Raw genomic sequence first — 4,867 nt, forward strand, 5'->3', positions numbered from 1 at the left:
CGTCGACCCCGGCGAGCGCGAGGGCGCCCGCCTCGCGGACCTCGCCCGGCTCGGGACCGACCTGCGACGCGCGCTCGCGGCGGAGGAGGACGGCCGCCCGGCCTCCGAGGCCCTCCGGCTGCGGTGGCAGCCGCGCTTCGACGTCCGCGCCGGTCGCTGGACGACGGCGACGGCCCGGCTGGTCTGGGCGGACGACGCCCGGGCTCCGCGCGACCTCGCCGCCGGGACGGCGCTCGCCCCCGACCTGCTGCAGCTCGAGCTGCGCCGCGCCCTGCGCGCTGTCGTCGCCTGGCACGCGGACGGCGTCCGGGTCCAGGCAGCCGTCCGCGTCCCCGGCGAGGCCCTCGGCCGCCCGGGCCTCGTCGACCTCGTGGCCGGCGCCCTCGAGGAGGCCGGGGCCGCCCCGGGGAGCCTGCGCCTGCTCGTGGACGACGACGACGTGGCCGCCGACCCCTCGGCGGCGGCGGTGGCGCTCGCCCGCCTGTCCGTCCTCGGGGTCCCGACGTCGGTGACGGGCCTCGGCGCCAGCCGGTCGTCCGTCGCGGCGCTCGGCGCCCTGCCCGTGGACGAGCTCGTCGTCGACGCCCGGCTCGTGGCCTCCCTGCGCTCCGGGCGCGAGGGCGACGCCCGGCTCGTGCGCGCCGTCGTCGGGCTCGGCCACGGCCTCGGCCTGCGCGTCGTCGCCGCGGGCGTCGACGACGCGACCACCCACCGCGCCGCCGTCGCCCTGGGCTGCGACGCGGTCGAGGGCGAGCACGTGGGTCCCGTCGCGGGCCGCGCGGACGTGGCCGGCCTCGTGCTGCGCGGCGAGGGCGGAGACCTGCTGGCCCCCTCGCGCCGCCCGGTGCTGCCCGCGCCCCGTCGCGCGCCCGGGCGCCCCTGACGCCCGGGCCGGTCGAACGAGCGGCCTCCGGACGCCGACAGGACCGTCCCTCGAGGCGTCTGCGCTGATCGCCCCAGCGCCTCCCGGACCGCAGAGCGCCGAGCCAGCGCCGCGCACGAGCGGGCGGGGCCGCGCACGCGGAGAGCACGTCAGGCCGGCGCCCGGACCCCAGCGCTCCCCGACCGCAGAGCGCCGAGCCAGTGCCGGAGCGCGCGCGACCCCGGCCGCGGACACGGCCGGAGCGGCGGCCTCGTCCGCGGACGGAACCGTGCGCGCGCAGAGCACGTCAGGCCGACGCCCGGAAGCCAGCGCCCCCGGACCGCAGAGCGCCGAGCCAGCGCCGGCGCACGAGCGGGCGGGGCCGCGCACGCGGAGAGCACGTCAGACCGACGCCCGGAAGCCAGCGCCCCCGGACCGCAGAGCGCCGAGCCAGCGCCGGTGCACGAGCGGGCGGGGCCGCGCACGCGGAGAGCACGTCAGGCCGGCGCCCGGACCGCAGCACTTCCCCGACCGCAGAGCGCCGAGCCAGTGCCGGAGCGGGCGCGGCCCCGTCCGCGGACCCGGCCTGAGGCGGCCGGAGGCGACCGCCCGGCTCAGGCCTCGACGTCGAAGAAGTCGGTCATCGCCGTGACCTCGAGCATCTGCACGACGGGCCGCGAGGGGCGCAGCAGGCGGACGCGGGTGCCGCGCTCGCGCGCGGCGACGGCCGCGGTGATGAGGCAGTGCAGGCCCATCGAGTCGATGAAGGTGACCTCGCGGGCGTCGACGGCCTCGACCCGACGCAGGCCCGCGTCGAGGTCGGGGCCGGCGGTCTCGACGGCGTGCAGGTCGACCTCGCCGCGCAGGTGCAGCAGCGTCGGGTCGCCCACGTCGAGGACGACGGCTCCCCCGCCGGTGCTCGGCTCGACGGGCGGGAGGTCGTCGGCAGCGGTCACGGGCCCATCGTCGCCCTCCAGGACCCCTGCGCGCACGACGGACCCCACGGCGTGCCCGGCCGGGGCCCCGTGACGAGCCGATCGGGCGCGACGGGCCCCGGACGCACGTCGACCCCGGGAGCCGACGGGGGGGACGGCTCGACCGGGGTCGACGGGGTCAAGCCTACGCACCCGTAGGGGGTGCTCGCGCACCCGACCCGCCGCCGTCGTCCGTACGCTGGGCCCGCGGCGTCACGACCCCGCCGACCGCCCGTCCAGCACCCCGCTCGGGCGGCCGCCCGGCCCCAGGAGCCCCGATGCCGCCCGACGTCCTCCTCACCGCGTCCGACGCGGGCACGTCGCTGCGGCTCTCGCTGCCCTCCGACCTCTCGGACGCGTCCCTCGTCGTCGCGACCGTCGTCGCCGTCGTGGACGTCGTGCTGCGCGTCGTCGCGCTCGCCGTCGTCCCGCGCGACCGCCGGCCGTCGTCGGCGATGGCCTGGCTCATCCTCATCTTCTTCGTGCCGTCGCTCGGCGTGGTCGCCTACCTCCTCATCGGCAGCCCCAAGCTGCCGCGGGCGCGCCGGGAGAAGCAGGCGAGCATGAACCGGCTCATCGAGGAGGCCGCGCGGGGGGCCGACGACGTCGTCGAGGAGCACCCGTGGCCGCCGTGGGTGGAGGGCGTCACGCGCCTCAACCACGCGCTCGGCGCGATGCCGCTGCTGTCGAGCAACGACGCCCACATCATCCCGGACTACCGCGACCAGCTGCGGGAGCTCGCCGAGGGCGTGGCCAAGGCGCAGCGCTACGTCCACGTCGAGTTCTACATCCTGTCCTACGACGACGCGACGGCCCCGGTCTTCGCGGCCCTGGAGGACGCCGTCGCCCGCGGCGTCACCGTGCGGGTGCTGCTCGACCACATCGGCTCCTGGCGCTACCCGGGCTACAAGCGGGCGGTGCGCGAGCTCGACCGCATCGGCGTGCAGTGGCGCCTCATGCTGCCGGTGCAGCCGCTCAGGGGGCGCTACCAGCGCCCCGACCTGCGCAACCACCGCAAGCTCGTCGTCGTCGACGGCGAGACGGCGTTCGTCGGGTCGCTCAACCTCATCGACCGCACCTACGACAAGCGCGCCACCATCAAGCGCGGCCTGCTGTGGCAGGACCTCCTCGTGCGCCTGCACGGCCCGGTGGTCCACGAGGTCGACGCGCTGTTCGTCACCGACTGGTACAGCGAGACCGACGAGGTCGTCTCCCAGGCGACCGACCACCTCGCGCCGCCCGACCCCGGCCGCCGGCTGCACTGCCAGGTGGTCCCGAGCGGCCCGGGGTTCGAGGGGCAGAACAACCTCAAGCTCTTCAACGCGCTGCTCTACGGCGCCTCGCGCCGCGTCTCGATCACGAGCCCGTACTTCGTGCCGGACGAGTCGCTGCTCACGGCCGTGACGACGGCGGCCGAGCGGGGCGTGGAGGTCGAGCTCTTCGTCGGGGCGATCGGCGACCAGGTGCTCGTCTTCCACGCCCAGCGCTCCTACTACGAGGCGCTGCTGCGGGCGGGGGTGCGGATCTGGCTCTACCCGGCGCCGTACGTGCTCCACGCCAAGCACATGTCCGTCGACGACGACGTCGCCGTCGTCGGCTCGAGCAACATGGACATCCGGTCCTTCGAGCTGGACCTCGAGCTGACGCTGCTCGTCCTCGGGCGCGAGTTCACCGACGAGCTGCGGCGCGTGGAGGACGACTACCGCTCCCGCAGCACCGAGCTGACGCTGGAGGCGTGGTCCGGCCGCGGCTTCTGGCGCCGGCTGGCCGACGACCTGGCCCGGCTGACCTCCGCCGTCCAGTGACGACGACGCCCGCCGCCCGTCAGCGGGCGGCGGGCGGGTCGTCCGGCGTCAGAGGCCGCGGCGGCGAGCGGCGCGGTCGGTGCCCTCGGACGGCACGAGCACCCACAGCACGACGTAGATGACCAGCTGCGTGCCCGGGAGCAGGAACGAGAGCACGAAGAGCAGGCGCACCAGGGCCCTGCTGAGGCCGAAGCGGTCGGCGAGGCCGGCGCAGACGCCGGCGACGACGCGGCCGGAGCGGGGGCGGACGAGCACGGGGACCTCCTCGGGGGTTCGGGACGGTCGGACGAGCCTGGCAGCGGCGGGCGCCGGACGCCCGCCGGGACCGGGCGTCAGCCGGTGGGGGCGGCCGAGGCGGCGACCTCCGAGAGCGGCACGGCGTCCTCGGGCGCCTCCACGACGACGTCGGCGCCCCAGTCGGAGAAGTCGACGGTGGACGTCGAGGAGACCTGCTGGCCCCCCGAGCTGGTCTCGACGCTCGTGGCCATGCGCACGGGCAGGCCGTCGGGGCCCACGTAGAGGTCGAAGGGGACGCTCGAGAGGCCGAGCTGCTCGTACTGGCTGCGCAGCTGCTCGGGGTCGGCGCCCTCCTGCTGCGCCCGCTCGGCGGCCGCCTCGAGGTCGACCGTGCCGGTGTAGCGGGTCGTCGCGGTGCCGTCGACGTCCTCCGGGCCGACCTCCTCGACGTCGTCCCCCACCTGGTCGAGCAGGCGCAGCTGCTGCGAGGGGTCGGCGCCCCCGAGGGGGCCGCTGGAGGCGCCGAGCTCCTGCAGGGACGCCTGCACCCACCGGTCGGGCGGCTGGCCGGGCAGCCCGGAGACGTACACCGAGCCGTCGACCTGGCGCAGGTCGAGGGCCACCTCCCCCTGGCCGGGCAGCTGGGAGGTCAGCCGCACCTCGAGGGTCTGCGCCGCGCTGTCGAACGAGCCCTGGCCCGTGGCCGTGACCACCTGGCCGCCCGCGCTGGTCCGGGAGGAGAAGTCGAAGGAGCCGCTCCCCGCCTCCTGGCTGGCCGCGAGGGCCTCGGCCACCGCGGCCGCGGCGCCCGAGGACGACGACGACGTCGAGGACGCCGAGGAGGTCGCCGACGGGCTCGGGGCGGAGGTCGAGGCGGCGCTCCCGCCGTCCGAGGTGCCGCCGTCCGAGGTGCCGCTGCAGCCGGCCAGCGCGAGCGCCCCGGCCGCGAGCAGGGCCGCGGGCGCGCGCAGGGCCCGGCGGGTGCGCAG

The 4,867-nt window shown here is 77.2% G+C and carries 5 protein-coding genes; 2 read left to right on the top strand and 3 right to left on the bottom strand.

What is annotated here, in order from left to right; genetic code table 11:
• The coding region (locus tag HLB09_RS12940) for an EAL domain-containing protein (RefSeq protein WP_171203766.1) at nucleotides 1–883 on the top strand (883 nt) is incomplete at its 5' end.
• A gap of 593 nt (nucleotides 884–1,476) precedes the next feature.
• On the opposite strand, the gene HLB09_RS12945 is transcribed toward HLB09_RS12940, so the two are convergent.
• Nucleotides 1,477–1,818 (bottom strand): STAS domain-containing protein, encoded by a 342-nt coding sequence (locus HLB09_RS12945; protein WP_171203767.1) that lies wholly within the window; start codon nucleotides 1,816–1,818, stop codon nucleotides 1,477–1,479.
• Between the two features lie 296 nt (nucleotides 1,819–2,114).
• Here HLB09_RS12945 and cls point away from each other — a divergent pair, with 296 nt between their 5' ends.
• Nucleotides 2,115–3,641 carry a cardiolipin synthase gene (gene cls, locus HLB09_RS12950; RefSeq protein WP_171203768.1) on the top strand — a complete coding sequence of 509 codons (1,527 nt, stop codon included), beginning with the start codon at nucleotides 2,115–2,117 and terminating at the stop codon, nucleotides 3,639–3,641.
• 48 nt (nucleotides 3,642–3,689) lie between these two features.
• Here cls and HLB09_RS12955 read toward each other — a convergent pair whose 3' ends face one another.
• Together HLB09_RS12955 and HLB09_RS12960 are read right to left on the bottom strand one after the other, a co-directional pair.
• Nucleotides 3,690–3,896, bottom strand: coding sequence for a PspC domain-containing protein (locus HLB09_RS12955; RefSeq protein ID WP_171203769.1), 207 nt, complete (start codon nucleotides 3,894–3,896; stop codon nucleotides 3,690–3,692).
• 77 nt (nucleotides 3,897–3,973) lie between these two features.
• The coding region (locus HLB09_RS12960; protein WP_171203770.1) for a LolA-like protein at nucleotides 3,974–4,867 on the bottom strand (894 nt) is incomplete at its 5' end.

Source organism: Pseudokineococcus marinus, from assembly GCF_013004605.1.
Classification (GTDB): domain Bacteria; phylum Actinomycetota; class Actinomycetes; order Actinomycetales; family Quadrisphaeraceae; genus Pseudokineococcus; species Pseudokineococcus marinus.